The organism is Janthinobacterium sp. UMAB-60, from assembly GCF_900095235.1.
Lineage (GTDB): Bacteria > Pseudomonadota > Gammaproteobacteria > Burkholderiales > Burkholderiaceae_D > Janthinobacterium.
In genome coordinates this window covers 38,777-62,574 of the sequence record NZ_LT607490.1, presented here as the reverse complement: position 1 = coordinate 62,574, position 23,798 = coordinate 38,777, and the positions used below count along the sequence as shown (strand labels likewise).

At 60.9% G+C, this 23,798-nt stretch carries 19 protein-coding genes and 3 tRNA genes; 12 read left to right on the top strand and 10 right to left on the bottom strand.

Annotation, left to right across the window (positions count from 1 at the left end):
* Positions 1 to 10: 10 nt before the first annotated feature.
* The 6 genes from K0F86_RS15415 to hpnC all read right to left on the bottom strand — a co-directional run bounded on the left by K0F86_RS15415 (position 11) and on the right by hpnC (position 5,058).
* A complete protein-coding gene (locus tag K0F86_RS15415) occupies positions 11 to 817 on the bottom strand; it encodes a head GIN domain-containing protein (protein ID WP_219135227.1) in 807 nt (268 codons plus the stop codon).
* 10 nt (positions 818 to 827) lie between these two features.
* A complete protein-coding gene (locus K0F86_RS15410) occupies positions 828 to 1,619 on the bottom strand; it encodes a DUF1700 domain-containing protein (protein ID WP_257572171.1) in 792 nt (263 codons plus the stop codon).
* A gap of 24 nt (positions 1,620 to 1,643) precedes the next feature.
* Positions 1,644 to 1,808, bottom strand: a complete 165-nt coding sequence (locus K0F86_RS15405; RefSeq protein ID WP_219135226.1) for a hypothetical protein — start codon at positions 1,806 to 1,808, stop codon at positions 1,644 to 1,646.
* A 128-nt stretch (positions 1,809 to 1,936) separates the two neighbouring features.
* Positions 1,937 to 3,289 carry a hydroxysqualene dehydroxylase HpnE gene (hpnE, locus tag K0F86_RS15400; protein WP_306823203.1) on the bottom strand — a complete coding sequence of 451 codons (1,353 nt, stop codon included), beginning with the start codon at positions 3,287 to 3,289 and terminating at the stop codon, positions 1,937 to 1,939.
* A 7-nt stretch (positions 3,290 to 3,296) separates the two neighbouring features.
* Entirely contained in the window at positions 3,297 to 4,130 is an 834-nt protein-coding gene (hpnD, locus tag K0F86_RS15395) for a presqualene diphosphate synthase HpnD (RefSeq protein WP_219135352.1), read from the bottom strand.
* Between the two features lie 46 nt (positions 4,131 to 4,176).
* Positions 4,177 to 5,058, bottom strand: coding sequence for a squalene synthase HpnC (gene hpnC / locus K0F86_RS15390; protein ID WP_219135224.1), 882 nt, complete (start codon positions 5,056 to 5,058; stop codon positions 4,177 to 4,179).
* A 279-nt stretch (positions 5,059 to 5,337) separates the two neighbouring features.
* On the opposite strand from hpnC, the gene K0F86_RS15385 reads away from it, so the two are divergent.
* The 3 genes from K0F86_RS15385 to K0F86_RS15375 all read left to right on the top strand — a co-directional run bounded on the left by K0F86_RS15385 (position 5,338) and on the right by K0F86_RS15375 (position 9,844).
* Entirely contained in the window at positions 5,338 to 6,501 is a 1,164-nt protein-coding gene (locus K0F86_RS15385; protein ID WP_219135223.1) for an efflux RND transporter periplasmic adaptor subunit, read from the top strand.
* Positions 6,498 to 9,596: an efflux RND transporter permease subunit gene (locus tag K0F86_RS15380; protein WP_219135222.1), complete on the top strand. Its 3,099-nt coding sequence runs from the start codon at positions 6,498 to 6,500 to the stop codon at positions 9,594 to 9,596. The genes K0F86_RS15385 and K0F86_RS15380 overlap by 4 nt, the downstream gene beginning before the upstream one ends.
* A gap of 165 nt (positions 9,597 to 9,761) precedes the next feature.
* Positions 9,762 to 9,844: transfer RNA gene (locus tag K0F86_RS15375), tRNA-Leu, on the top strand.
* Between the two features lie 61 nt (positions 9,845 to 9,905).
* Here the strand turns inward: K0F86_RS15375 and K0F86_RS15370 are convergent.
* The gene (locus K0F86_RS15370; protein WP_219135221.1) at positions 9,906 to 11,429 is read right to left on the bottom strand and encodes a hypothetical protein; all 1,524 of its coding nucleotides are present in this window, start codon (positions 11,427 to 11,429) and stop codon (positions 9,906 to 9,908) included.
* Positions 11,430 to 11,436: 7 nt separating this feature from the next.
* A complete protein-coding gene (locus K0F86_RS15365) occupies positions 11,437 to 11,619 on the bottom strand; it encodes a hypothetical protein (RefSeq protein WP_099763919.1) in 183 nt (60 codons plus the stop codon).
* Between the two features lie 600 nt (positions 11,620 to 12,219).
* On the opposite strand from K0F86_RS15365, the gene tig reads away from it, so the two are divergent.
* The 8 genes from tig (at position 12,220) to K0F86_RS15325 (ending at position 21,525) form a co-directional block, all read left to right on the top strand.
* On the top strand, positions 12,220 to 13,560 hold the full coding sequence (tig, locus tag K0F86_RS15360; protein ID WP_219135220.1) for a trigger factor: 1,341 nt from the start codon (positions 12,220 to 12,222) through the stop codon (positions 13,558 to 13,560).
* Positions 13,561 to 13,645: 85 nt separating this feature from the next.
* Complete coding sequence (gene clpP / locus K0F86_RS15355) at positions 13,646 to 14,263, top strand: ATP-dependent Clp endopeptidase proteolytic subunit ClpP (protein ID WP_369811567.1); 618 nt, start codon at positions 13,646 to 13,648, stop codon at positions 14,261 to 14,263.
* Positions 14,264 to 14,463: 200 nt separating this feature from the next.
* On the top strand, positions 14,464 to 15,732 hold the full coding sequence (clpX, locus tag K0F86_RS15350) for an ATP-dependent Clp protease ATP-binding subunit ClpX (protein WP_010398446.1): 1,269 nt from the start codon (positions 14,464 to 14,466) through the stop codon (positions 15,730 to 15,732).
* 276 nt (positions 15,733 to 16,008) lie between these two features.
* Positions 16,009 to 18,420 carry an endopeptidase La gene (gene lon / locus K0F86_RS15345; protein WP_219135219.1) on the top strand — a complete coding sequence of 804 codons (2,412 nt, stop codon included), beginning with the start codon at positions 16,009 to 16,011 and terminating at the stop codon, positions 18,418 to 18,420.
* Positions 18,421 to 18,623: 203 nt separating this feature from the next.
* Entirely contained in the window at positions 18,624 to 18,896 is a 273-nt protein-coding gene (locus K0F86_RS15340) for an HU family DNA-binding protein (RefSeq protein ID WP_010398442.1), read from the top strand.
* A gap of 125 nt (positions 18,897 to 19,021) precedes the next feature.
* Positions 19,022 to 19,098: transfer RNA gene (locus tag K0F86_RS15335), tRNA-Asp, on the top strand.
* A 17-nt stretch (positions 19,099 to 19,115) separates the two neighbouring features.
* Positions 19,116 to 19,192, top strand: a tRNA-Asp gene (locus K0F86_RS15330).
* A 410-nt stretch (positions 19,193 to 19,602) separates the two neighbouring features.
* Positions 19,603 to 21,525, top strand: coding sequence for a SurA N-terminal domain-containing protein (locus K0F86_RS15325; protein ID WP_219135218.1), 1,923 nt, complete (start codon positions 19,603 to 19,605; stop codon positions 21,523 to 21,525).
* A gap of 69 nt (positions 21,526 to 21,594) precedes the next feature.
* Here K0F86_RS15325 and K0F86_RS15320 read toward each other — a convergent pair whose 3' ends face one another.
* A complete protein-coding gene (locus K0F86_RS15320) occupies positions 21,595 to 22,170 on the bottom strand; it encodes an arylesterase (RefSeq protein ID WP_219135217.1) in 576 nt (191 codons plus the stop codon).
* Positions 22,171 to 22,282: 112 nt separating this feature from the next.
* On the opposite strand from K0F86_RS15320, the gene K0F86_RS15315 reads away from it, so the two are divergent.
* Positions 22,283 to 23,044, top strand: coding sequence for an ABC transporter ATP-binding protein (locus K0F86_RS15315; RefSeq protein WP_374197295.1), 762 nt, complete (start codon positions 22,283 to 22,285; stop codon positions 23,042 to 23,044).
* Positions 23,045 to 23,154: 110 nt separating this feature from the next.
* Here K0F86_RS15315 and K0F86_RS27555 read toward each other — a convergent pair.
* On the bottom strand, positions 23,155 to 23,798 hold a 644-nt coding region (locus K0F86_RS27555), incomplete at its 5' end, for an NAD(P)H-hydrate dehydratase (RefSeq protein WP_257572170.1).

Here is a 23,798-nt window from a genome sequence, read left to right as displayed (position 1 = left end):
AGCGTCATCATCAATGCCAGATGATGTCGCCTGACCCGCTTTTCTGGGTCTCGCGCTGGCGCGGGTTGCCGTGCACGTGGATATCGCCGCTGCCGCGCAAGGTCAGGTTGGCGGCGTCGCGCACGAAGACGGTGCTCTGGCCCGAGCCTTGCAGGCTGACGCTGGCCTTGTCGGCCGCCAGGTGTTCGGCATCGATGTCGCCTGAGCCGCTCAGGTCGGCGCGCAGGAACTTCGTGTTGCCGCTGGCGGCGATGCGTCCGGAACCCACCATTTCCAGCACCACGCTGTCGCTGTTGCCGCCATTGATGTCGAGGTCGCCACTGCCGTTGACGGTGGCTTGCACCTGCTTGTAGCGTCCCGTGAAGCTGACGTCGCCCGATCCCGTCAATTCCAGTATAAAACTGTCGCCGGAAAAGCCCGTGATCTTGCTGTCGCCATTGCCGTGCACTTCCACGCGCACGAGGGCGGGCAGCACCAGTTCCACCTGCAGCGGCTGGCGATGGTGGAACAGCATGCCTTTCGGGCCGATATGCAGGGTCGTGCCATCGGCAGTCGTGTCCACGTTCGACAGCAAACGCTGTTCGCCGCTCACCTTCATCGACGGCGTGGCGCCGCGGCGCAGCACCAGGTCGATGGGGCCGGCCAGGTCGATGCTGGTGATATTGGCGGCAATCGGGCGCGTTTCGCTGCGCACGGCGCGGCCGGCAGCGCTGCTGGGATTGCTGATCCCCTTGGCGCGCAGCGCCGCATACGACATGGCGATCAGGACCATGGCCAACAAGAGCATGGACAGGCCGACTTTGAGTAAACGTTTCATGGCAGCCTTTCTAGTGACCTTTGAGCAGGGAGACATTCATGGCGATGTAGCGCTTGATGCCGATCAAGGTATAGCGCGTGACCACCAGACTGAGCAGGAATATGACGATACCGCCGAGCAGCATGCCCACGCCGAAGACGGTTTGCGTGGTGCGCGCATCGCGGTCCATGTCGGTGGAGATGCGGATGCCGCCGCCGGCCAGCGCTTCGGCCCGCTCCATCATGCGCGACGATACGCCCGGCCCCTGGGGTTCGGCCGGTTCACGCTGCAAGGGGCCGGGCACGTGGTCGATTTCGATGCCCGTGTCGCCGATGGTGATGCGTGTTTCGCGCCGCTCGCCCCCTTCGCCGCCGTCATCGTCATGCATGAAGACGTGGCGCAGCGGGCCATCGAGCACCAGTTCGTTGGCGCCGGACAGGCCGCTGGCCGTGATGGCGATGCCGGCCAGGTAAAAGCTCAGGCCGACGGCATACAGGGTGGCCAGCAGGGCCGCGTACACGGCGGCAGGCACGACCATGAACAGGTTGAAGATGGCCAGGCCCACCAGCGAGACAAGCAGGCGCAGCAGGTTGACGGGGGTTTTCTTTTGTTCGAAAGCCTGGCGGTGGGTGCTGCTGCGCAAGGTGAGGGCGATTTTTTTGGGATCGCCCAGGTCCTCGGCGATTTCGTGCTCGCTGCGGCCGGCCGCCGCGCCTTCGATGAAGGTCTGTTCGTAATAATCGAGGGTCTTGGCCACCAGGTCCGGCGGCAAGCCTGCCAGCGCGCGCCGCAGAGAGTCGAGATAATCTTGCTTGTTCATCATATTCTTCCTGTTCCTGCGCGCCGCTTAGCCCAGTGCCGGCAGCAGCATGCTTGCCTGGCTCAGCACTAATGGCGCATGCTGGGTCGGCGGTACTTGCTGTACGTTAATGACGATCACGGTGGCCAGCGCCACACAAGCGAGCAGCGCCACGGCTTTCAAGCTGTTTTTCAAGTGCAAGGTGGTGTGCATGGTATTCCCCGTGGCATGGCCGTTGTCGATGATCAGACTGTACCCAAGCGCGGCCTAGCGCACCAGTGCGGTGCGACAGAATGCAATTTCGCGGGGGCGAGCGACACCAGGGGAGGATGCACCGTCGTCTACTTTGCCGCCTTGCCCGTGGTGAAGGCCCTGGCCGCCGCCACGCCGCTGCGCACGGCCGCCTCGATGGTGGCCGGATAGTCTTGCGTCCGGTCATCATTGGCCGTGTAGTCGCCGGCCAGCAGCAAGCCCGGCACGCCGCTGGCGTTGCCGGGACGCAATAAATCCGGTGTGCAGGCAAACGTGGCGCGCTTTTCCGTGATCAACTGGGTCCAGGCCGGTTGCGCCAGTTCCGGACGCTGCAATACTTGCGCCAGTTGCGCCGCGATGGCTTGCGCCAGCGGCGCGTGGCCTTGCTCGGCGGCAGGACCGGAGGCGCTGATGACGACGGCCAGCAAGCCCGCCTGCTTGCTGTCGAGCTGGCCCCGGTCGAAGACGAACTGACCCCAGTGCTGTTGTTCTGGCGCATCGACGAGCGCGTAAAACGGCAAGTCCAGGCGCACGCTGGCGTCGTATTGCAGGTAGCAGGTGCTGATGGCTTCCGGCGTGAACGCCTGCATGCGATTGATGACGTCGTCCAGGCGTGCGTCGTTCAAGTCTTGCAGCAGGCTGGCGGCCTGCACGGACGAGGTGGCGACGATCACGCCAGCATAGTGCTCGCCGTCATCGAGCTGCCAACGGCCATCGGGCAAGGCGTGCAAGGCAGCCACCTTGGCGCCCGTGCGTACTGCGCCGCCATGCTGCGCCAGGTAGCGGGCGGCCGCCTCGGGCAACAGGGCACTCAGGTTCGCTTTCGGGATCAGCATGTCGGAGGCGCGTCGGCGGCTCGCCCCCAGGCTGTCGCGCAGCACGTTGAGGAAGACGCGCGCCGAGGCCCGCTCGGGCGGCGTGTTCAGCGCGGCCAGGCACAGCGGGTGCCACATCAGCCGGTTCAAGCGGTCCGTCTGGTCGAAGCGCTGCAGCAACTCGGTCAGCGAGCAATCGTTGTACAACTGCCAGCCCATCGTCCGCATGGCGGTGGAAAAGCGCATCAGGGCCAGCTTGTCGGCGCGCAATAAACCCTTGGCGCGCAGCAGGGCCCAGGCCAGGTGCAGCGGCGCAGGCAGGCGCGGCGCGAGAAAATCCATGCCACCGGAGTTCGCCGGATAACGCATCTGCAGGGGCAGGGTGAGGATCAGTTCGGCAGGGTCCTGGCCCGCGAGCTTGATCAGGCGCAAGGTTTCCGTGTAGGCGCCCAGCAAGATGTGCTGGCCGTTGTCGAGTACCGTGTTTTCCCGTTCGACCCGGCGCGCGCGGCCGCCCAGGGTGCGCGCCGCCTCGTAGACGGTGACGCCATGGCCGGCGCGCGCCAGTTCCATGGCCGCCGCGCAGCCGGCCCAGCCGGCGCCGATGATGGCGTAGCGTTGCTTCACGCTACTCTCAGCCACGAATCCAGGTCTTCCAGGCCAGCCACAGTTTGCGGATCGGCGTGAGCGAGATGCGCTGTTTCAACACGTGATAACCGTCGCGCTCGACTTCATTGAGCACCGTGCGGTAGATGGCGGCCATGATCAGGCCCGGGCGCTGGGCGCGGCGGTCTTCGGCCGGCAGCAGGGCGAACGCTTCGTCATACGCCTTTTGCGCGCGCGCCACCTGGAAACGCATGAGGTTTTCAAAGGCTTCGCTGTGGCGCGCGTTCAGCAGGTCGGCCGCCGTCACATTGAACTGCTGCAATTCGCTGATCGGCAAATAGATGCGCCCCTTGCGCGCATCTTCGCCCACGTCGCGGATGATATTGGTCAGCTGGAAGGCATGACCCAGTTTTTCCGCGTACAGCAGCGTTTCCGGGCGGGTCGCGCCGAAGATGCTGGCCGACAAGATGCCCACCACGCTGGCCACATGCCAGCAATAGCGGCTCATGGCCTGGTAATCGAGGTAGCGGGTCTGGTTCAAGTCCATTTCCATGCCGTCGATGATGGCCTGCAAATGCTTTTCTTCCAGTTGATACACGGCCAGGTGCGGCTCCAGCGCGCGCATCACGGGATGCGTGGGGAGACCCTCGTACATGGCCTTGACTTCCTTGCGCCACCAGACCAGCTTGGTGCGTGCCACGGCTTCGTCCGTGCAGTCATCGACCGTGTCATCGACTTCGCGGCAGAACGCGTACAGGGCCGTGATGGCCTTGCGGCGTTCGGCCGGCAGGAACAGGAAGCTGTAGTAGAAGCTGGAGCCGCTCTGGGCGGCCTTTTGTTGGCAGTATTCGTCGGGAGACATAGTCAAAAGAGCAAGGGTTGCAGATCGAAGCCGCTATTCTATCGTCTTACAGAGTGGGCGACGGGGGAAAAGCCGTTTTTACTTGCGTCTCTTGATGCAGGCTTTTGCGCGACATGCGCAGCGCGCGCCAGAAAATGATCAGCCAGTCGCGTTTCTCCAGCTTGGGGCGGCGCCGGAACACGTCGTAATTGACGGCTTCGATGGCTTCGAGGATGCGCAAGCCCCCTTGCACCACGAGACGCAGCTCCCAGCCGATGCGCCCGCGCAAACGCAGGGCCAGCGGCGCGCCGGACAGCATCAGGGCGCGCGTGCGGGCCACTTCGAAGCGCATCAGGGCGCTCCACTTGCCGTGCGCCTCGGGCCGCTCGAAGGCGGCGGCGGAGACGGCAAAGCGGGTCAAGTCTTCCATCGGCAGGTAGATGCGTTCCTTTTGCTGGTCGATGGCGACGTCTTGCAGGAAATTAATTAGTTGCAAAGCTGAACATATGGCATCGGAATCGCGTACATTCTGTTCATCGGCCGCACCGTACAGGTGCAGCATCAGCAGCCCCACGGGGTTGGCGGAGCGGGCGCAGTAGTCGAGCACGTCGTCGTAGCTGGCGTAGCGCGTCGTCTGCACATCCTGCTTGAAGGCCGACAACAGATCGTAAAACGGCTTCAGCGGCAGCTGGTGTTTGGCGATGACGGCGGCCAGGCGTTCGAACATGGCGGCATGCTCGCCAGCATGGCCTTCTTCGCGGGCGATGCGGCCCAACGCCTCTTCGTAGGCGTGCAGCGAGGCCAGGCGTTCGGCCGGCGTGGCGTCGCCTTCATCGGCCAGGTCGTCGGCGCTGCGGGCGAAGGCATAGATGGCTTCGACGGCAGGCACCAGGCGGCGCGGCAGTAAAAATGATGCAACAGGAAAATTTTCGTAATGGTCTACAGGCATTGAACACGCTTCTCTAGTCTTGCGTTTGTCCGGCACCCCTGAAACGCTGGAATGTGGCGGACGTTGTACGGCTCAAGATTAATGACGCAAAAGTCACTAAAAACTTTTACGCACGATTATAATTAATAACCAGAAAGTCATTAGGGGAAGTCACTCCCTGTCATGATCCAGCTGATATTGTCACAAATTTAAGGATATCGCGTGCGAAAAAGTTTGGCTAGCCAGCTAAAAGTTTCCTCATGCAAAAATCCAACAGCCCGCATAGTAAAGGAAAATACCTTGTTTGCCCTGAAAACCCTGCGCCGCGAGACCGGCGCACCCGCGCTGCCCGCCCTGCGGCTGATTGCCGCCGCCGCCCTGGCGCTGACCCTGGCGGCCTGTTCCAAGCCCGCCGTCAAAGTGGAAGACGTGCGCCCCGTGCGCGCGATCGTGTTGTCTAGCAGCAATGTTGACGTGAGTGCCGAGCTGGCGGGCGAGGTCGTGCCCCGCGTCGTGTCGCAGCTGGGTTTCCGCGTGGGCGGCAAGATCGTCGCGCGCAAGGTCGATGTGGGCGCCAGCGTGAAAAAGGGGCAAGTGCTGATGCAGCTCGACCCCGTCGACTTGCAGCTGTCGCAGGCCCAGGCCAAGGCTTCGCTGGTCAGCGCGGAAACGAGCCGCGACCTGGCGCGCGCCGAATTGAAGCGCTACCAGGATTTGCGCGAGAAAAATTTCGTCAGCCAGGCCGTGCTCGATGGTAAAAATGCCACCTACAAGGCGGCGCAGGCGAACGTGGAAGCGGCGCAAGCCCTGTACCGTGGCCAGGCGAATCAGTCCGGCTATGCCAGCTTGCTGGCCGACGTCGATGGCGTCGTCACGCGCATCGAGGCGGAAGTGGGGCAGGTGGTGGCGCCCGGCGCGCCCGTGGTGCAAGTGGCGAAAAGCGGCGAGAAGGAAGTCGTGATCGGCATTCCCGAAGACAAGGTCGAGACCTTGCGCGGCGTCAAGGATGTGGTGGTGCGCCTGTGGGCCGACCCGAAGCAGGCGCTGTCGGGCAAGATACGCGAAGTGTCGCCCGTGGCCGATCCCGCCACGCGCACCTATATCGCCAAGGTCAGCATCCCGGACGCGCCGCAGGCGCGCCTGGGCATGACGGCGGTGGTGCAGTTCGCCTCGAAAACGGCCACGCCGCAGATCAAGGTGCCGCTGACGGCCCTGTTCAATGAAAAGTCGCAAAGCTCCGTGTGGGTGGTGGAAAACGGCGTCGTGAAGCTGGTGCCGGTGACGGTGGGCGGCGTGGCGGGCAATGAATTGCTGCTGACCTCGGGCGTGAAAGCGGGGCAGACGGTGGTCACGGCCGGCGTCAACCTGCTCAAGCCTGGGCAGAAAGTCTCGATCCTGGGCGCCGAACTGGCCAGCAAACCCGATGTCGCCGCGGCCGCCGTCAGCGTAGGGGCCGTCAAATGAAGGGCGGCTTCAATCTGTCGCGCTGGGCCCTCGAACACATTCCGCTGACGCGCTACCTGATGGCCGTGCTGCTGATCGGCGGCATGCTCAGCTATGCCAGCCTGGGCCAGGATGAAGATCCCCCGTTTACTTTCCGCGCCATGGTCTTGCAGGCATACTGGCCCGGCGCCACGGCGCTGCAGATGGCCGAGCAGGTGACGGACAAGCTGGAAAAGAAGCTGCAGGAAACACCGTACATCAATGAAATCACCAGTTATTCGAAACCCGGTGAAACCCTGATCTTGCTGGAGCTGCGCGAATCGGCGCCGCCCAAGGAAACGGCGGCCGCCTGGTACCAGGTACGCAAGAAGATCGGCGACATCAAGGGCACCTTGCCGGCCGGCGTGGTGGGCCCGTTCTTCAATGACGAGTTCGGCGACACGTATGGTTCCATCTTCGCCCTGTCCGGCGACGGTTTTACCTACGCGGAAATGAAGGATTACGCGGACAAGGTGCGCCAGGAACTGCTGGCCGTGGGGCAGGTGTCGAAGGTGGAACTGTTCGGCGTGCAAGATGAAAAGATCAATATCATCTTTTCGCACAAGAAATTTGCCCAGCTGGGCATTCCTTTTGACGCCATCGTGCAGCAATTGTCCGAGCAAAACAGCATCAACGCCACGGGCGTGCTGGTGACGCCCACGGACAACCTGCAAGTGCGCGTGACGGGCGCCATGGTCACCGTCAAGGACCTGGAAAACCTGGAACTGCGCGCCAACGGCACCACCTTCCGCCTCGGCGACTTTGCCACGGTGAAGCGCGAATTCGTCGATCCACCGAAGGACAAGATGCGTTTCAATGGCAAGGAAGTGATTGGCCTGGGCGTGTCGATGGAAAAGGGTGGCAACATCATTGACATGGGCAAGGCCTTGCAAGCGACGGTGACGCGCATGAAGAGTGAATTGCCGGTCGGCATAGAGCTGCAGCGCGTGTCGAACCAGCCGGAAGCCGTGTCCGCCTCCGTGGGCGAGTTCGTGCATACCCTGATCGAAGCCATTCTGATCGTGCTGGCCGTCAGCTTTGTCGCGCTGGGCTTGCACACGAAACCGCTGCGCATCGACGTGCGGCCCGGCCTGGTGGTGGCGCTGACCATCCCGCTGGTGCTGGCCGTTACGTTCCTGTTCATGCGTCTGCTCGACATCGACTTGCACAAGATCTCGCTGGGCGCCCTGATCATCGCGCTGGGCTTGCTGGTCGATGACGCCATCATTGCCGTCGAAATGATGGTGCGCAAGATGGAAGAGGGCATGTCGCGCTTTGACGCGGCCACCTTCGCCTACACGTCGACGGCCATGCCCATGCTGACGGGGACATTGATCACGGTGGCGGGCTTTTTGCCCATCGGCCTGGCCAAGTCGGCCGCCGGCGAATACACGTTCTCCCTGTTCTCCGTCAATGCGCTGGCCCTGATCATTTCGTGGGTGGTGGCCGTCGTCTTCACGCCTTACATCGGCTATGTTTTGCTGAAAGTGAAACCGCACGCGCACAACGACCATGAATTGTTCGATACGCCGAACTTCCGCCGCTTCCGCCGCGCCGTCACCTGGTGCGTGGAATGGCGCAAGACGACGATCGCCGCCACCCTGGCCATCTTTGCGCTGGGCATCTATGGTTTCAATTTTATCGAAAAGCAATTCTTCCCCGATTCCAGTCGCCCGGAACTGATGGTGGAGCTGTGGTCGCCTGAGGGCACGACCTTTGCCGCGAATGAAAAGCAGGTGAAGAAATTCGAGGCTTTTGTGGGCAAGCTCGACGGAGTGGACAGCATCACCAGCTATGTGGGCACGGGCAGTCCCCGTTTCTACCTGCCGCTGGACCAGATCTTCCCGCAGACCAATGTGTCGCAAGTGGTGATCCTGCCGAAGAGCCTGGCGGACCGCGAGCGCCTGCGCCAGAAGATCATCGATGTCTTCAAGAAGGATTTCCCGGAAGTGCGGGGCAGGGTCAAACTGTTGCCGAACGGACCACCGGTGCCGTATCCCGTGCAATTCCGTGTCACGGGGCCGGAAGTGGCGGGTGTGCGCGCCATCGCCGACCAGGTCAAGGACATCATGCGCGCCAATCCGAACACCCTGGGCGTCAACGATAACTGGAATGAGTCGGTGAAGGTGCTGCGCCTGGACCTGGACCAGGACAAGATGCGTGCGCTGGGCGTCACCTCGAAAACCGTGATGCAGGCGGCCAATACGATACTGTCGGGCACCGTCATCGGCCAGTTCCGCGAAGACAACAAGCTGATCGATATCCAGGTGCGCCAGCCGCTGGAGGAGCGGGCGACGATTTCCGTGCTGAATGACACGAATATTCCGACAGCAACGGGCAAGTCCGTGCCCATCTCGCAGCTGGCCCGCGTGCATTTCGTGTGGGAGCCGGGCGTGGTCTGGCGCGACAAGCGCGAATGGGCGATTACCGTGCAATCGGACGTGGTCGACGGTATCCAGGGCGCGACGGTCTCGACGCAGCTGGCGCCGCAGCTCGACGCTTTACGGGCCAAAATGCCGGACGGCTACCGCATCACCGTGAAGGGCGTGGCGGCCGACAGCGGCGAGGCGGAAGCATCGATTGCGACCAACTTGCCGCTGGCCATCTTCATCATCTTCACCTTGCTGATGCTGCAGCTGCACAGTTTCTCGCGTTCCTTGCTGGTATTCCTGACGGGGCCGCTGGGCGTGGCGGGCGCCGCGTTTGCCTTGCTGGCGCTGGGCCGGCCACTTGGTTTTGTGGCCAACCTGGGCATCATCGCGCTGTTCGGCATGATCATCCGCAACTCGGTGATCCTGGTCGATCAGATCGAGCAAGACATCAACGATGGCTCGGCGCCATGGGACGCCATCATCGACTCGGCCGTGCGCCGCTGCCGCCCCATCGTGCTGACGGCCGCCGCCGCCGCGCTGGCCATGATTCCCCTGTCGCGCTCCGTTTTCTGGGGTCCGATGGCGGTGGCCATCATGGGCGGCCTGATCCTGGCGACGGCTTTAACTTTACTGTTCCTGCCGGCGCTGTATGCGGCTTGGTTCCGGGTCAAGAAGCCGGAGCCGGCGACGGCAAAAGAGGGCTAGAAATCGGCATCAAGGTGTCGGCATAAAAAAGGCGGCATTCCTCTGGGAAATCCAGTAGAATGCCGCCTTTGCTTTACCGAGGGCTTGCTTGATCAGTCCACGGTAGCCAGATCGCTCCCGAGTTGTTAAAATCAGGGGAGCAAGTAGTACAAAGTAGTACAAAATGCGGATGTGGTGGAATTGGTAGACACGCTGGTCTTAGAAGCCAGTGCTTCGGCTTGGGAGTTCGAGTCTCCCCATCCGCACCAATCCGGGTTGCTCCAGCCCGGACGTGCAGCACCATCAAGATTTTCCCTGAATTCGTATTTTTCAACCCAAAGCCCCCAGTGCGGCCAGTTGCCGGCTCGATAGTTGCACCATCTGCACAACCAGCGCCTGCGCCTGCGGGTAGCCAGAGTTACCCATCAGTGTTTCATCCTCGCTCAGCGGCCAGAGTGCCTGCAACACGCGTTGCCGCGCCTGCGGCCAGTCGTGCTCCTGCGCTGGAGGCGAAGGCGGCAGTTCCCTGTCCAGCATGTGCAGTGCCTGCCGCGTCATCGCCAACTCTTGCTGCGCCTGCAAGCCCAGCGTGTCGCTGCGCGGTGGCGGCTGCTGCGTCAGATACGTGTCGAGCTTGCGGCTCTGGCGCTCGTACAGGTCGAGCAGCAGGTGCAGGGTGGCGCCGCTGGGCCGCCGTTGCGTGTCGAGCGCGTCGAGCACATCGAGCAGCCAGTGCGTCATCTGCCGCCCCGCCAATCCCAGCTCCGGCCAGGTAGTGCTGTGCAATTGCTCGCCCAGGTAGCGGGCGCGGTCGATGGCGCGCCCGCTGCCGCTCATGTGCTGGCCGATGGGGCCGTATTGGGGCGCCAGCGCCGCTTCCTGCTGCTCGGCCAGCAGGCACAGCAAGGCCAGGTGGACGTACACGTGGAAGGCGGCCAGGGTGCGGTGGGCATCCCAGTAGTGATTGCCGTCATCATCGGGCGCATTCCACAGCGAGCAGACCCTGGCGCCATCGTCGCGCGCATAGTCGGGCGCCAGCAGGCTGTGGCCATGGCGGAAGTCGTACAGTTTCTGGTGCAGCGACTCGTGCAACAAGTGCTCGGCCAGCCACCAGGGGTTGCCGATCAGTTCCTGGTTCAGGAACACGCTGCCATTGACGCGAAATTGCGAACTCGACGCCTTGCCGCGCCACGTGCCCAGCTTGGGAAACAGGGCGATTAGTTGTACATGAGAAAGCGCGCTGGCCGTCAGGCGGGGCAGCAGGGTTTCCAGCAGCCGAAGGCCCCGGCGCAGCAGGGCTCGTTCCTGCGGCGTAGGGGTGGCCAGCGGCGCGCCGTAGTTATCTTCCATCACGGCAAGAAAAGCGCGCGCATACGGCGTGCCTTCCTGCCAGGCATGCCAGATATACGTGTCCTGGTCCTGCAGGCTGCCTTCGTCGTGCAGCCGCGCCATGGGCGGCAAATGGGCCGCCAGCGGGCCGCCGGGCAAGTCCGCGCGCAAGTGCTCGCCCGCCGCCCGGAACAGTGCCGCGCATTGCGGCAAAGGCAAGCCGTATTCGTCGCCCAGCTGCAACTGGCGCATGGCGTGCTGGACGGCGCAGCGCAGCACCGTGTCGCCCAGCAACTGGCGCTGGCGCGCGGGTGGTGCCGCATCCAGCAGCGTGGCCAGGCTTTCCGCCTCGGGCAGGGCGCCACCGAGCTTGTGCAGCCGCCGCCGGTAGGCGACGGCCAGCTGGTCGCGGATATAGTTGCTGTCACCAAAGGCACGGTGGGTCACCAGTGCCGTTTCCACGGCGGCCAGCACGTCCGCATCCGGTGGCGCGGCACGCACGGCAAGCGCAGTAAGCGCAGCCATTGCCGGATCAGGCGGCGGTGGGGTGGTCGTGGTCGTGATGACCGTCTCCCTGCATGCGCAATTCCATTTCATCGACTTCCGTCTGGATTTTTTGCAGGTCGTCATCGCTTACGCCGTCGAGCAGGCGGCTGAGGACCATTTGCAGCTTGGCTTTGGCGTTGCTGGAACCGCCGGGTGCGCTATCGCTCATGATATTTTCTCCATTAAATTCACTTGGAGAGGCGCGCGGCGGCTTAGGTTTGCCTGAAAAATGGCCAAATTGAGCTAAATCAAAGGTTTTTTGACTGAAATCTTCGTCAGGAGCGCATTTCTTTGTTTCGGACGGAGCGACAGTTCGCATATACTAATGAACGAAGCAGGCTGGAAAGCCTGTCTCTGGCGAAATAAGGAATGCCGGGGCAAGAGTAAAGACAGGGCAACCCAGGCTGTGGCGATTCATTCGCCACCGCTGGCATCCTCTGTGGCCGGGCTGTAAGGCCAGCCACTTTCCCGAAGTCCTTTGTTATAATGCCACGCTTTACCGAATGATGGCCTGCCTTGCATTTACTTGGAAGCAAGGCTGGACGCTCGGAGCCCTGTCGCAGTACTGGAAGCGGCGGATTGTTTGGTGCCTGGTGCGGGTTTTTCCCTCAGCCGGGTAGACCAGGTCCATCGTCCTGTTTTCAGTACTTTTACAGATGAATATGCGAGCGAGTGAAGCTGGACCCATGTCTTGCCGTCAGCGATGGCGCAAGGGGTCGGGTCTTCTTTTCTCGCACCAACAGTGTTTATTTTTTGGACGATTTTTTACATGGCAACTGCAGTCGAAACCTTGGGCAAACTCGAACGTCGTATCACGATCTCCTTCCCGCTGACGGACGTCCGCACGGAAGTTGAGAAGCGCCTGAAAGTGCAAGCCCGTACGGCTAAGGCACCGGGCTTCCGTCCGGGCAAAGTGCCGTTGAAAATGGTCGCAGCACAATACGGCTACCAAATTGAATCCGAAGTGCTGAACGACAAAGTCGGCCGCGCGTTCAACGACGCCGCCAACGAAAACAATCTGCGCGTGGCCGGTTTCCCGAACATCGTGCCGAAAGAAGAAGCAGCCGAAGGCCAGCTGGCTTTCGATGCAACGTTCGAAGTGTATCCGGAAGTCGTCATCGGCGACCTGACGGCCGTTGAAATCGAAACCGTGCAAGCCGAAGTGTCGGAAGCCGAAATCGACAAGACCATCGATATCCTGCGCAAGCAGCGCGTGCACTTCCACACCAAGGGCGAAGCTGGCGAACACGGCGACGGCGGTGAGCCGATCGCTGCCAACGGCGACCGCGTGACCGTCGACTTCGTCGGCTCGATCGACGGCGTTGAATTCCCAGGCGGCAAAGCTGAAGGCTACGCTTTCGTGCTGGGCGAAGGCCGCATGCTGCCAGAATTCGAAGCAGCGACGCTGGGCCTGAAAGTGGGCGAGTCCAAGACTTTCCCATTGTCGTTCCCTGAGGACTACCATGGCAAGGACGTGGCCGGCAAAACCGCTTCGTTCACCATCACCCTGCAAAAGCTGGAATGGGCGCACCTGCCGGAAGTCGATGCTGAATTCGCCAAATCGCTGGGCGTTGCCGATGGCGACCTGGCCAAAATGCGCGAAGACATCAAAGTCAACCTGCAGCGCGAAGTCGCTGGCCGCGTGAAAGCACGCAACAAGGAAGCCGTCATGGACGCGCTGATCAAAGTTGCTGAGCTGGAAGTGCCAAAAACCCTGATCGCTCAGGATTCCGAGCGTCTGGCCGAAATGACCCGTCAAGACATGGCGCAGCGCGGCATGAACGTCAAGGACGTGCCTTTCCCAGCAGAACTGTTCGCGGAAAAAGCCGAGCGTCGCGTACGCCTGGGCCTGATCCTGTCGCAACTGGTGGGCGACAACAACCTGCAGGCTACGCCTGAGCAAGTCAAGGCGCAAATCGAAGATTTCGCCCAAAGCTACGAAGATCCACGCGAGGTGCTGAAGTACTACTACAGCGACCGTCGTCGTCTGGGTGAGATCGAAGCCCTTGTATTGGAAGAAAACGTCGTCACTTACGTGTTGGGCCTGTCGAAAGTCACGACGAAAGCAGTTGCTTTCGACGAACTGATGGGAAGCAACGCACAAGCGTAAACCAGTTGGTATCCGGACGCCGCTCCCGGCCGCAAGGCCGAGGCGGCGCCCTCTAACTGCTTCACAAGGAAATGAAATGACAGGTATGAACCGTAATCCGGCGCTGGACACAGAGATGCTCGGCCTGGTGCCGATGGTGGTGGAACAAAGCGGTCGCGGCGAGCGCTCGTATGATATTTACTCGCGCCTGCTGAAGGAACGCTTGATTTTCATGGTCGGCCCGGTCAATGACCAGATGGCCAACCTGGTTGTCGCCCAGCTGCTGTTCCTGGAAAGCGAAAATCCGGAAAAGGAAATCTCGCTCTACATCAACTCGCCAGGTGGTTCGGTCTCGGCCGGCATGGCCATCTACGACACCATGCAGTTCATCAAGCCGGACGTCTCGACCCTGTGCACGGGCATGGCTGCCTCGATGGGCGCTTTCCTGCTGGCCGCTGGCGCCAAGGGCAAGCGTTTCTCGCTGCCGAACTCGCGCATCATGATTCACCAGCCGTCCGGTGGTTCGCAAGGCATGGCGTCCGACATCGAGATCCAGGCGAAGGAAATCCTTTACCTGCGCACCCGCTTGAACGGCATCATGGCCGAGCGCACGGGCCAGACGATCGAACAGATCGCCAAGGATACCGACCGCGACCGTTTCATGTCCGCCGACGAGGCCGTTGAGTATGGTTTGATCGACAAAGTGTTGACCAGCCGCGCTTGATGAGCCCCTACCGGTATTGCTAAGTACGTAAGTAAACGCCCGGGCGATCAAACGTTCGGGCGTTTCGCTTTTATTTCGGGTAGCATGGAGCTTGTGCACGTTGTTGACTTGCGCCATGGGTGGCTGCCTTTGCGGGCAACTACCGCACTCCGGCTTGCGATTTTGCAATATTGTTAATGCAGTTCCAACCAAAATGCCTTATGTCAGACAAAAAATCCTCTAGCGGCGAAAAATTACTGTATTGCTCGTTCTGCGGCAAAAGCCAGCACGAGGTGAAGAAACTCATCGCCGGCCCGTCCGTGTTCATTTGCGACGAGTGCATCGACCTGTGCAACGACATCATCCGTGATGAAACGTCGAGCATCGAGACGGTGACCGGTACCAAATCCGACCTGCCGACGCCGCAAGAAATTGCCGCCTTGCTCGATCAGTACGTGATCGGCCAGCAGACTGCCAAGCGCATCCTGTCGGTGGCGGTGTACAACCATTACAAGCGCCTCAAGCACCTGGGCAAGAAAGACGACATCGAACTGGCCAAGAGCAACATCTTGCTGGTCGGTCCTACCGGCTCGGGCAAGACCCTGCTGGCACAGACCCTGGCGCGCATGCTCAACGTGCCGTTCGTGATCGCCGACGCCACCACCCTGACCGAAGCCGGTTACGTGGGTGAAGACGTGGAAAACATCATCCAGAAGCTGCTGCAAAGCTGCAACTATGACGTCGAGAAAGCCCAGCGCGGCATCGTCTACATCGATGAGATCGACAAGATTTCGCGCAAGTCCGACAATCCGTCCATCACGCGCGACGTGTCGGGCGAGGGCGTGCAGCAAGCCTTGTTGAAACTCATCGAAGGCACGATGGCTTCCGTGCCGCCACAAGGCGGCCGCAAGCACCCGAACCAGGATTTCGTGCAGATCGACACGACCAACATCATGTTCATCTGCGGCGGTGCCTTCGACGGCCTGTCGAAAGTGATCGCCAACCGTTCCGAAAAGAGCGGCATCGGCTTCTCGGCTACCGTGCGCAGCAAGTCGCAAAGCTCGGCCAGCGAACTGATGTTGCAAGCGGAACCGGAAGATCTGGTCAAGTTCGGCCTGATCCCGGAACTGGTCGGTCGTCTGCCCGTCATCGCCACCCTGGCGGAATTGACGGAAGAGGCGCTGATCCAGATCCTGGTCGAGCCGAAGAATGCGCTGATCAAGCAGTATTCGAAGCTGCTCGAGATGGAAGGCGCGGAACTGGAGATTCGTCCGGCCGCCCTGCATGCGATCGCCAAGAAGGCGTTGGCGCGCAAGACCGGTGCCCGTGGCCTGCGTTCCATCCTGGAACATGCTTTGCTGGACGTCATGTACGAACTGCCGAGCGAACAAAATGTGGTGAAGGTCGTCATCGACGAAAATACCATCACCAGTGGCGCCAAACCTTTGTTGATTTATCAAGAGACTGCCAAGGCCTCCGGAGAAAATTGATTACTGCCGAGACAAATGCATAAAAAGGGTTTTGATTCCTTAATGCATGGCAGTACAATTTAAATCAATGAGTGCAGGCTTCAATCGGAAAGCCACTCGCGGCGCTTAGCTGCGTGTGGCTTTTTTACTGTGAAAACTGCATTTGTTACAGTCATGCGGGTGTGTTTTGCGAAATAGACAAAAAAATGTTTGTTTCACAGAATTATTTATTCTCGCCGGTCTTGTGTTTTGGCAGCGAGCGCCAACATCGTAAACACGCTTTCTATAAGGTACGCCATGACAACTTCCAAATTAACTGAGCAAACTCAACTGCCGTTATTGCCGTTGCGGGATGTCGTCGTTTTCCCGCATATGGTGATACCGCTGTTCGTTGGCCGTCCAAAGTCGATCAAGGCGCTGGAAGCTGCGATGGAGCAGGGCAAGAGCATCATGCTTGCCGCTCAAAAAGCAGCCGCGAAGGACGAGCCGTCCCCTTCGGATATCTATGAAATTGGCTGTGTCGCCAATATTCTGCAAATGCTGAAGCTGCCCGATGGCACCGTCAAGGTGCTGGTCGAAGGCGCGCAGCGTGCCCGTATCAACCACATCAGCGATGCGCCGACGCACTTCATCGCCGACCTGACGCCGCTCGAGTCCGAGCCGGGCGACGAGTCGGAAGTCGAAGCCATGCGCCGCGCGATCGTGCAGCAGTTCGACCAGTACGTCAAACTGAACAAAAAGATTCCACCGGAAATCCTGGCATCCCTGTCGGGCATCGACGATGCCGGCCGCCTGGCCGACACGGTGGCCGCGCATCTGCCGCTGAAGCTGGAGCAAAAACAAGTCATCCTGGAAATTTTCAGCGTGGCCAAGCGCCTCGAACACCTGCTGGGCCAGCTCGAAGGCGAGCTCGACATCTTGCAGGTGGAAAAGCGCATCCGCGGTCGCGTCAAGCGCCAGATGGAAAAATCGCAGCGCGAGTATTACCTGAACGAGCAAGTCAAGGCGATCCAGAAAGAACTGGGCGAGGGCGAAGATGGTGCCGACCTCGACGAGCTGGAGAAAAAGGTCGCTTCGGCAAAAATGCCGAAGGAAGCGCTCGACAAGGCGACCAACGAACTGAAAAAGCTCAAGCTGATGTCGCCGATGTCGGCCGAAGCCACCGTCGTGCGCAACTACATCGATACGCTGGTCAACTTGCCTTGGAAAAAGAAATCCAAGGTCAATAACGACCTGGCGAATGCGGAAAAAGTGCTCGAGGGCGACCACTACGGCCTCGACAAGGTCAAGGAACGCATCCTGGAATACCTCGCGGTGCAACAGCGCGTCGACAAGCTGAAAGCGCCTATCCTGTGCTTCGTCGGTCCTCCGGGCGTGGGCAAGACCTCGCTGGGCCAGTCCATCGCCCGCGCCACGAACCGCAAGTTCGTGCGCATGGCCCTGGGCGGCGTGCGCGACGAAGCCGAGATCCGCGGCCACCGCCGCACCTACATCGGCTCGATGCCGGGCAAGATCTTGCAATCGCTGTCGAAGGTCGGCGTGCGCAATCCTCTGTTCCTGCTCGATGAAGTCGACAAGATGGGCGCCGATTTCCGTGGCGATCCGTCGTCGGCCCTGCTGGAAGTGTTAGACCCGGAACAGAACCACACGTTCTCCGACCATTACATCGAAGTCGATTTCGACCTCTCGGACGTGATGTTCGTGGCCACGTCGAACTCGTACAATATTCCGCCAGCCTTGCTTGACCGCATGGAAGTGATCCGTCTGTCCGGTTACACGGAAGATGAAAAGACCAGCATCGCGCAGCGTTATCTGCTGCCGAAGCAGATCAAGAACAATGGCTTGAAGGAAGAGGAAATCTCGGTGGCCGAGTCGGCCTTGCGCGACATCATCCGCTACTACACGCGGGAAGCCGGTGTGCGTTCGCTCGAGCGTGAAGTGTCGAAGATCTGCCGCAAGGTGGTGAAGATGCTGCTGCTGAAGAAATCCGACAAGAAAGTCATTGTCAACTCGAAGAACCTGGATAAATTCCTCGGCGTGCGCCGCTATGATTTCGGTGTCGCAGAGAAAGAAAACCAGGTGGGCCAGGTGGTCGGTCTGGCATGGACGGAAGTGGGCGGCGATCTGCTGACCATCGAAGCCGTGTCGATGCCGGGCAAGGGCGGCATCATCCGCACGGGTACCCTGGGCGACGTCATGAAAGAGTCGATCGAGGCCGCCCGCACGGTGGTGCGCAGCCGGGCGCAGCGCCTGGGCATCAAGGCGGACGTGTTCGAGAAGAGCGACATCCACATCCACGTGCCGGAAGGCGCGACACCGAAGGACGGTCCTTCGGCTGGCGCGGCCATGACGGTGGCGATGGTGTCGGTCTTCACGGGCATCCCCGTGCGCGCCGACGTGGCGATGACGGGCGAGATCACCTTGCGCGGCGAAGTGTTGCCGATCGGCGGCCTGAAAGAGAAGCTGCTGGCGGCCCATCGCGGCGGCATCAAGACGGTCCTGATTCCAGAGCAGAATGTGAAAGACCTGGCCGAAATTCCGGACAACGTCAAGAACAAGCTGGAGATCGTGCCCGTGCGCTGGATCGACAAAGTGCTGGAAATCGCGCTTGAACGCATGCCTGAGCCATTGGTGGAAGTCGCTGCGGTGGAGGCTGTCACGGCCGCCGCGGCCAAGCCTGATGCGGCTGGCGAGGTGGTAAAACACTAACGTTTTACCCCTGTTTTCCCCAAACAAGCGCTTTTAGAGCGCTTGTTTTATATTGAAACGTGAATTGCGCCCCCAAAGCGCTTGACACATATACAGTGTGGCTTGTTTAATACGCCTGCACATTTTTTCGCCGGACAGCTGTGGTGCCAAAAGTGCCGCAACGATACGGTAATCGTTTTATACCTTTGTAATTGGGGATGCTAGTGAACAAGACTGAATTGATCGACCACATTGCTGAAAAAGCTGACATTTCCAAAGCCGCCGCTGCGCGCGCACTCGACGCTGTTATCGGCGGCGTGACGGAAACTTTGAAAAACAACGACAGCGTGACGCTGGTTGGTTTTGGCACTTTCTCGGTCAGCGAACGCGCTGAGCGTACCGGCCGCAATCCGCGTACCAAAGAAGCGATCACGATCGAAGCAGCAAAAGTTCCAAAATTTAAAGCTGGTAAAGCTTTGAAGGATGCTGTAAACTAACGGACTTCGGTGAGGTGACAATCACCGGAAACATTTGGCGGCGCTTTCGGGTGCCGCGATTTCAGGGTTGAAGTTCTGCGAATCGCAACCTTGAATACAAATGCAAGCAGTACTGTGTATTTTTCGGAGTGGTAGTTCAGTTGGTTAGAATGCCGGCCTGTCACGTCGGAGGTCGCGGGTTCGAGTCCCGTCCGCTCCGCCAAAAAAATACGCTCTTAAGGAGTGGTAGTTCAGTTGGTTAGAATACCGGCCTGTCACGTCGGGGGTCGCGGGTTCGAGTCCCGTCCGCTCCGCCAGAATATAGAAGCCCGCGCTGCTGAATAAGTAGCGCGGGTTTTTCTTTTCCAGCGCCAGATTATCTCGGCGCGCCTGTTTTTAAAATCCCGTCCTGCCATGTTGAATAAAAAAGCCTGCGTTTAAATCGGCTTTAAGCTGCGTCCGGTTAAATGCGTGAGCCCGGCGCCTTGCCGTCCACGCGGCGCCAGGGCAGGGCGCGCGCCCTGATTTACTCTTGCTATAGCGCTATGGGCATTGTAGAATCAGGAGATAATGGCTTGGGCGTCAGAATCCTGCTTTAGTTCCAGCGCCAAGTTGTTGAATCTAAAGGGGAAGTGGACATCTGTCCCGTCCATTCCGCCGAAGAAATCAAGGCGAACGCATGTTCGCCTTTTTTTATAGTGATCCACTCATCCCGAATTGGCTGACCATGTTTGAATTTATTCGTACCCATCGACGCTTGATGCAGTTTCTCTTGATGCTGGTCATCGTCCCGTCTTTTGCACTGGTCGGTATCAGCGGCTACCAAAGCTTCGGCGACGGCGCGAACACCATCGCCAAGGTCGGCGACCAGGTCGTTACGCAGCAGCAATATGAAGAAGCGCAACGCCAGCAGATCGACCGCTACCGCCAGATGATGGGCGAGCAGTTCGACCAGAAAATGTTTGACACGCCGGAAGCGCGCCAGAGCATCCTCGACAACCTGATCGCCGAGCGCGCCGTGGCCGCCGAAGTGGGCCGTAGCCACCTGGTCATCAGCGATGCCGTGCTGCAAAAGGAAGTGCTGGAAATCCCAGGCCTGACCTTGCCGGACGGTAAATTCGACCTGGAACGCTACAAGGCCATGCTGGCCGCGCAAGGCATGACGCCGCAGATGTACGATGCGCGCCGCCGCAGCGATATGGCCCTGCAGCAACTGGCCGGCGCCGTGCAAGGTACCGCCTTCGCGCCGAGCACCGTCTCCAAGCGCCTGTCCGACATCACCTCGGAAGAGCGTGAAGTGCAGGAACTGCTGCTGCCGATCGCCCAGTACGTGTCGGAAGTCAAAGTGACGGACGCCATGATCAAGGCTTTCTATGACAAGAACAGCAAGTTCTTCGAAATCCCGGAACAAGCGAAGATCGAATACGTCGTGCTGGACGACAGCGCCGCCGGCGAGCAAGTCGACGTCACCGAAGCCGACGTCACCGGCTACTACGCGAAGAACCAGAAAGCCTACACGACGCCAGAAGCGCGCCAGGCCAGCCACATCCTCGTCGCCGTCAAGAAAGACGCCTCGGCCGCCGACAAGGCAGCCGCCAAGGCCAAGGCTGAAGCCATCCTGGCTGACGTGCGCAAAACGCCTGCCAGCTTTGCCGCCGTGGCCAAAGCCAAGTCGGAAGACCCGGCCTCCGCCGAACAGGGCGGCGACCTGGGCGTGATTGGCAAGGATGGCTTGCCGGCACCACTGCTGAGCGCGGTAAGCAAGCTCAAGCAAGGCGAAATCAGCGATGTCGTCGCTTCCGATTTCGGTTACCACATCCTGACCGTCACCTCGCTCAAGCCACAGCACGTCAAGGCACTCGATGAAGTGCGCGGCGAAATCACGGCCGACTTGCGCAAGCAATTTGCTGCCAAGAAATACTCGGAAATGGCGGAAACGTTCACCAACACGGTCTACGAGCAATCGGACAGCCTGAAACCGGTGGCCGACAAGCTGAAACTGAAAGTGGAAAGCGTCGCCAACCTGTCGCGCACGCCGTCGCCGGCACTGGGCAAGGCGCCGTTCAACAACGCCAAGTTTCTGACCGCCATCTTCTCGAACGATTCCTTGAAAGACAAGCGCAATACGGAAGCCGTCACCGTCGCACCGAACGTGCTGATCGCCGGCCGCGTGGTGGAATTCAAGCCAGCAAGCAAGCGTCCGCTGGCCGAAGTCGAAGCGATGATCCGTCAGCGCGTGACGATGGAAGAAGCGGAAAAGCTGGCCAAGAAAGCGGGCGAAGCCAAGCTGGCCGCCTTGAAGGCTTCGGGTGATGCGACCGGTTTCGGCGCCGCGCAATGGGTGTCGCGCAGCAAGCTCGACGGCATCAACCGCGCTGCCATCGCGCAAGTCATGAAAGCCGACACGAGCAAGCTGCCAGCGTACGTGGGCGTGGACCTGCCAGCCCTGGGCTACGGCATCTACCGCATCGGCAAGGTGCAGCAACCGGCACAAGTGGACGCGGCACGCCGCCAGCAAGAGAAAGACCAGATCAGCGGCATCCTGGCACAACAGGAAATGTACGATTACGTCGAGTACCTGAAAGCCAAGGCCAAGGTGAAGATCGTCAAGCCGGTGACCGCGCCAGCGGCCCCAGCGCCAGCACCGTAAGATTTAGTTTCCATGCATAAAAATAGCCGCTTTCGAGCGGCTATTTTTTTGTCTGCAGAATTTGGGGTCTTACTTGGCTTTCAGCAACGGCGCCAGTTGCGGCCAGATGTTTTTCAGGATGGTCGGATGCGCCTTGGCATTCGGGTGCATGCGGTCGGCCTGGAATAGCTGCGGCTGGTCGGCGATGCCTTCGAACATGAAGGGCACCAGCGGCGCCTTCCATTCCTTCGCCAGCTTGCCGTACAAGCCATAAAACTGCTCGCCATAGGCGCGGCCATAGTTGGGCGGCATGCGCATGCCCACCAGCACCACCTGCGCGCCCGTTTTTTTGGCCGCTTCCCCCATGGCGCGCAGATTCGCTTCGGCGGCGGCCACGGGCAAGCCACGCAAGCCGTCGTTGGCGCCCAGTTCGATCAGCACGACATCGGGCTGGTGTTTGGCCAGCAGGGCGGGCAGGCGCGCGCGGCCGCCGCTGGTGGTCTCGCCGCTGATGCTGGCGTTGACGATGCGCGTGTCATTCTTTTGCGCGGCCAGCCGCTGTTCCAGCAGCGCCACCCAGCCAGTACCGCGTGCCAGGCCATACTCGGCCGACAGACTATCGCCAAGCACCAGCAGCGTTTTTGGTGCAGAATAGGCGTTCGTCATGCCTGACACCAGGAGCAGGGCTGCCGCAGGAAGCAAGGACAGAGTGCGCCGCCGCAACGGATTGTCGCCCTGGATACTTATTTGTTCACGAAATTTTTTAAGATAGATCAGCATGCCCGAATTCCCTAAAGCGACTTCCACCAGTTTTCTTCCATCAGACGCGGCGGCCCAGCGGCCCGCCGCACTCAATAGTCAAAACAGACAAAATGCCCGGCCGGCCATCGAAGTGGTCCAGCTGGCCAAGCGCGTACCCGATGCCGATGGTGAGCTGACCATCCTGCATCAAGTCGATTTTACCGTGCAAACGGCGGAGACGCTGGCCATCGTCGGCGCCTCCGGTTCCGGCAAGTCCACCTTGCTGGGCTTGCTGGCCGGTCTGGATACCCCCAGCGGGGGCAAGGTCATCCTTGACGGCACGGATATCTTCGCCCTCGATGAAGACGGGCGCGCCGGTTTCCGCAAGGAAAAGCTCGGTTTCGTGTTCCAATCGTTCCAGCTGCTGGCCCACCTGACGGCGCTGGAAAACGTCATGCTGCCGCTGGAATTACGCGGTGACCCGGACGCGAAGGAAAAGGCGCAAGCCATGCTGGGCAGGGTCAACCTGGGCAGCCGCCTGAAACACTATCCGAAATACCTGTCCGGCGGCGAGCAGCAGCGCGTGGCGCTGGCGCGCGCCTTCGTGACGGAACCGCCGCTGCTGTTCGCCGACGAGCCGACGGGCAGCCTGGACGCCGCTACAGGCGAAGCCGTGATCCAGCTGATGTTCGAGTTGAACCGTGAGCGGGGTTCGACCCTGGTGCTGGTCACGCACGACAGCTCGATCGCGGCCCGCTGCGGGCGGACCATCACGATTGCGGCAGGCAGGCTGGTGTGATTGCTGGTGGTAATTGTCGGATTACGCGCTGCGCGCTAATCCGACCTACCCGACCTCCGGGCCGTAGGTTGGATTAGCGCAGCGTAATCCAACACCACCGCACCGCATGCCTATGCCGACAAGGCATTGATCAACCTGCGTATCGCCGGGATCAATTCCCCCGCCGTCAAGCCGATCGGGCCGCTGCCAGCGGCCACCAGCGCATCGGCTGCCGCGCCATGCAGCCAGACGGCACCGAGCGCCGCTTCCCACTCGGGCCAGCCCTGCGCCAGCAGGCTGCCGCACAGGCCTGACAACACGTCGCCCGTGCCTGCCGTCGCCAGCGCGGGGCCGCCCGTGTTGTTGACCACCACGCTGCCATCCTGCGCGGCGATCACCGTGCCCGACCCTTTCAATACGACGATGACGCCCAGCTGCGCCGCCAGCTGGCGCGCCGCGCCCAGGCGGTCGGCCTGCACCTCTGCCACCGTCAGGTCGAGCAGGCGTGCCGCTTCCAGCGGATGCGGCGTCAAGATTGTCGCGCCCGCGCCCGTGCGCACGGCCAGCGCCGATTGCAGTTCCGGCTCGGCCGCCATCAGGTTCAGCGCGTCCGCGTCGAGCAGCAGCGGGCTGTCGCTCTCGAACGTGCGCTGCAGCAGCTCCACCGTATCGCCGTCGTCGCCCAGGCCTGGCCCCGCCACCAGCGCGGCAAAGTGCAGGCCCGAGAAATCCACGTCCTGCGCGCGGCGGCACATCAGTTCCGGCTGGCCGCTGT